Below are 2562 nucleotides of genomic sequence, written 5' to 3' on the forward strand. Positions count from 1 at the left end.
CGGCAGCATCGGATAAACGATCACCCCCACCGCAGCAGAAAAATCGCAGCTTCCGTTTTCCCGATCAGCGGAGATGAACCCATGTTCCGGTAGCTCAACCCCGAAAGGACACTTACATGACTATCTCCGTTAATCTCGCCTCCGCACCCACCGACTACCAAGTACATTTCCTGCCGTGCATAGGCGGAGTGGACCTGGCCCCGCACCTCGTTCCTCTCGACGCGGCCAAACCCGGCGACCTCGTCGCCATGATGAGTTACCTGGGCGGCAACGTGGATGCCTACCCGAGCCACGCTCACCGTCTCGAAGGCTTCCATGTCCAGGGCGATGCCGGACCCGACTTCCAGATCTACAAGGACCTCTTCGGACAAGCGGCCGATCATGCCGCGCACCTTGTCGCGGAAGAACTGTTCAGGGGCTCCGACGTTCACCGGATCGTCCTGCTCTGTGACATTGCAGAGGACTGCGCCGCCTACGAACTCATCACGGTGCATTTCGCCGACGCCGTCCTCTACATCAACCTGGCCTGGCTACACGGCGATCTCTGTGCCGAAATGTCGGGGGACATCAATCCTGTCGTCGTCATGATGGGCGAAGTCTCCGACCACGCGGCGGCCGAGGCGTGCGTGACCAGAACCCGACGCTATCTGGAGGTTTCCCGGAGCATGCTGCCGGCGCAAGTCCGCGACGCGGTGGACATGAGAATCGCGCTGCCTCCGGCCAAGGTGTTCCTGACGCCCGGCGCAGGCTGAGGAATCCTGAAGGAACCAGTGGCCGGATTGCATCCTGCGCGTGGTATTTCTCGCATGAAGCCTCGGCCGACACGCCATAACCGGCAACCCGGCCTTCGGCAGGAGGCGTGCCCTGGCGCGACCGGAGCCCTACCGGCTCGGTCCGCTCGAAACGCTGTTCCTGCAGGACGCCACGCAGATGTCCTGCACAATGTCAAACCGCTGGACCGCATTGGTTTTGAACGCCTGGTCAGCGCCAACATTTTTGTTGGAGTCGGCTATGGCGGATGGAAGTGGGCCTTTGGGTCGTGTGGAGATTGTTGAACCTCGTCTGGGCAACCGTCGTTGGCCGGAGGAGGTAAAGGCGCGGATTGTTGCGGAGAGTTTCCAACCTGGTGCGCGAGTTGGCGAGGTGGCGCGGCGCCATGACATTATTCCTCATCAGCTGTCGGACTGGCGGCGGATGGCGCGTCAGGGCAAACTGGTTCTGCCTGCCGATTTCATGGCTGCGGCCTCCGCCTCGGACAGGATCGTGACTACTCGAGAACCGGCTTTCGTTCCGGTGCAGATTGCGCGGACGCCGCAGATGGATGCGGCGCCACCAGATGTGAGACAGCATCGAGGGTGCGATGCACTGACGGTCGAGATCGGACCGGATGTCGTGGTCCGTATCCCCGCTGATGCAGATGTGGAGTGGGCGGCGACCCTGATCCGGGCGATGCGCGGTGTGTCGTGATCGTTGCGGGGCAGCGGCTGCCGATCGTGATTGCGACGAAGCCGGTCGATTTCCGTCGAGGCCATGACGGGCTCGCAGCAACGGTGCAAAACGAGCTGGGGCTTGATCCACATTCGGGGCTGACGGTGGTGTTCCGTTCCAAGCGTGGCGACAGGTTGAAGCTCTTGGTTTGGGATGGAACCGGGCTGGTCCTGATCTACAAGCGGCTGGAAGTTTCCAACTTCGTGTGGCCCAAAATCCAGGACGGCGTCATGCAGCTTTCCCGGGGGCAGTACGAGGCCCTTTTCGAAGGTTTGGACTGGCGCAGGATGGTTGCAAAACCGGTGGTGGCACCTGCTGCGGCAGGGTGACTCAGCGCGCAGTTCAAGCCATGTTTTATTGGGCTTTTCTTCCTGTTCAGGGTAGAAAAGCGCATGTCAGAACCGTTCGATATTCGCCAGTTTCCAGAAATTCCACCCGAGGTCGTGAAGGCCTTTGAAGCGCAACGGGCAGCGCTTGAGGCGGCACGGTTTGAGGCCACTGTAGAACGCGCGGCCCGGCAACATGAGCAGGCTGTCGGCGCCGAAAAAGATATCCTGATCACCGAACTCAAGGCGCTGGTCGCAAAACTGGAAGTTCAGGTTGCCGACCACCGGCGTACCAAGTTCGGGCCCAAGTCGGAGAAGCTGAGCCCCGATCAGCTGGAACTGGCGCTCGAAGACCAAGAAACCGCCATCGCCGAGACGCAGCAAAAGATCGACGAGGTGCAGGACAAGCTCGACCAACTCGACAAAACTGCAAAGGAGAAAAAGCCCCGCAAACCGGGTAAGCCCCGCACCCTTCCAGAAGGGTTGCCGCGTATTGAGCGCGTCATTGGCCCGGATAGCACCGTTTGTCCCTGCGGCTGTGGCGATATGGTCAAGATCGGGGAGGATCGCTCGCAACAGCTGGATGTCATCCCCGCGCAATATCAGGTCGTCGTCACCGTACGCCCCAAATACGCCTGCCCCAAGGGACGCACAGGCGTGATCCAAGCCAAGGCGCCTGCGCATCTGCTGGAAAACAGCTGGCCAACGGAAGCCCTGCTGGCGCAGATCACCGTGGCCAAATTCTGCG

The 2562-nt window shown here is 60.9% G+C and carries 4 protein-coding genes; all 4 read left to right on the plus strand.

The genetic code is table 11. The annotated features are described in order from the left end of the window. The first annotated feature begins 116 nt into the window (after positions 1 to 116). Complete coding sequence (locus tag LCF60_RS24395; RefSeq protein ID WP_292295115.1) at positions 117 to 752, plus strand: hypothetical protein; 636 nt, start codon at positions 117 to 119, stop codon at positions 750 to 752. Between the two features lie 190 nt (positions 753 to 942). Further along, complete coding sequence (locus tag LCF60_RS24400; protein WP_292295116.1) at positions 943 to 1467, plus strand: transposase; 525 nt, start codon at positions 943 to 945, stop codon at positions 1465 to 1467. Continuing rightward, complete coding sequence (tnpB, locus tag LCF60_RS24405; RefSeq protein WP_292295117.1) at positions 1464 to 1817, plus strand: IS66 family insertion sequence element accessory protein TnpB; 354 nt, start codon at positions 1464 to 1466, stop codon at positions 1815 to 1817. The genes LCF60_RS24400 and tnpB overlap by 4 nt, the downstream gene beginning before the upstream one ends. Before the next feature lie 63 nt (positions 1818 to 1880). Then, positions 1881 to 2562, plus strand: a 682-nt coding sequence (locus LCF60_RS24410; protein WP_292295118.1) for an IS66 family transposase zinc-finger binding domain-containing protein, incomplete at its 3' end; no start/stop codon positions are given.

Origin of the sequence: Marivita sp. (genome assembly GCF_020055635.1) — a bacterium.
Classification (GTDB): domain Bacteria; phylum Pseudomonadota; class Alphaproteobacteria; order Rhodobacterales; family Rhodobacteraceae; genus Marivita.